Genomic DNA, 1799 nt, shown 5'->3' on the forward strand with positions numbered 1-1799 from the left:
TTTATTTAGCCAATTTTTAAAAATATGCCTGAATACAATTTGTTTTATGGATATAGGAAAGGAATTCGGAAAATCTATTACCAATGTGAAAAGGAGGCAAACAAATGAAAGACAGAGACCAGGAAACTTCCGAAGGATTAAATCAAATTTTTGAAATTATAAATGCAAAAGGTGATGTTGGAGAAATAAAGGAGATTCTGGAGAAAAAAAGCGGTGATGCTGGAACCGATCATTCTTAAACGAGTAAAAAGATCCGAAAATGATTCGGATCTTTTTATATTATTAAGGGATATCACAGGTATTCAATCCATATGGACCTTGCCCTCACCTCTGATAATAAACGGTTGGTGGACCTTATAAGCCTATCTTTCTTCATGGAAGAAGCACAGGTTAGGTCCCTTAAATTTGATGTGGAGATAAAAAGTTTAACGAAAGAATTTTTTTTGCTCAATGGAAACCTTTTGTCGAATTTAGAGTATATATATAGAAAATGGAGTGATTCGAATGAGGAATTCACGTATTCAGAAGAAAATTTTGTTGTATTCAAAAATTTGCCGGAAGATAGGGATTTTAAGTGAGGAGGAATACAACCGGATTATTGGAAAGTCTTTTTCTAATTAGATTGAAGCAGAGGGACGTACCCTTTGCTTCTTAAGTGGAAATTAATTGAAACACTGGAACCGTCACGGTGCTAATACTATTAATCTAAATATCAGAGCGTATCCTTCCTTGCTTCTCCTTTTAATCCATGTCCCTCATTAGGTTGATACATAGACACCTTACCTCTACATCTTTCATATCGAAATATCGTTTGAGAGCAGTACTGTCACTTTGTCGCATTTGTTTTTGCGATTAATGGGAGAAGCAGAGCGTACGTCCCCGTGCTTCCGTCCCAGTGCTTCAAAGAAAAAGAAGAAGCACGAGGTACGTCCCCGTGCTTCCTTTCCATGTTTTTTCCCCGTTCTTCACAAGGATGAAGCAAAAGGTACGTCCCCTTGCTTCTTGTTCTGTTCTTTGCGCTGCTTTTTGGATTTTCTAAAATGCAGCAATTCGTAAATTACTGGGATGACAACCAGCGTAAGCACTGTGGCGACTGCTAGGCCGCCGATGACGACTACTGCTAGGCTTTGGGAGACAAGATTGCCTGTCTCTGCTTTTTTATAGAGCAGTGGTACCATCGCAGAAATTGTTGCCACAGCGGTCATCAGTATTGGTCTCATCCTTGTTGCGGCTGCTTCGACAAGCGCATCGCGAAGGATCATTTTTTCTTCATTTTGCTTGACTCGGTCCAGAAGGACGATTGCGTTCGTCACGACGATTCCGATGAGCATCAATGCTCCAAGCAGTGCTGTGATATCAACAGGAATCCGGCTGATTAATAAGCCAAGGATTGCTCCGATGGCAGCGAGCGGCAAGGAGAATAGAATCGCAATTGGTGCTCGCATTGATTTAAACGTGATGACCATGATTAAGAAAACAAGCCCGATGGAAACAGCCATTGTGATATATAAATCAGTGAAATCATCCATTTGCTGTGCATTGGCACCGCCGACAAAAACCTCAACACCATCAGCAAATTTCAGGGCCTTTTCAGATGGGGTCCCCATTACTGCTTTATTGATGGCGGCAGCCACTTCAGACAGATTTCTCGGATTTACTGTCGCTGTTACGCGGATATAAGTGTCGCCGTCTTTATGGAATCTGCTTGTAGGCTCCTCGCTTACCTCAAGGCTGGCAAGGTCTGAAGCCAGCGCAGGTCCAGCAGCAGTCATGACAGGTATATTCTTTAAATCCTCAGG

The 1799-nt window shown here is 41.6% G+C and carries 3 protein-coding genes; 1 reads left to right on the plus strand and 2 read right to left on the minus strand.

From position 1 onward, the window contains the following. The first annotated feature begins 104 nt into the window (after positions 1-104). Positions 105-239, plus strand: coding sequence for a hypothetical protein (locus WB217_RS07910; protein WP_423992256.1), 135 nt, complete (start codon positions 105-107; stop codon positions 237-239). 587 nt (positions 240-826) lie between these two features. On the opposite strand, the gene WB217_RS07915 is transcribed toward WB217_RS07910, so the two are convergent. Further along, on the minus strand, positions 827-949 hold the full coding sequence (locus WB217_RS07915; RefSeq protein ID WP_423992258.1) for a hypothetical protein: 123 nt from the start codon (positions 947-949) through the stop codon (positions 827-829). Between the two features lie 16 nt (positions 950-965). After that, a partial coding sequence (locus WB217_RS07920; protein WP_423992260.1) for an efflux RND transporter permease subunit occupies positions 966-1799 on the minus strand: 834 nt, incomplete at its 5' end.

The organism is Mesobacillus sp. (assembly GCF_049588175.1).
Taxonomy (GTDB): domain Bacteria; phylum Bacillota; class Bacilli; order Bacillales; family Cytobacillaceae; genus Mesobacillus.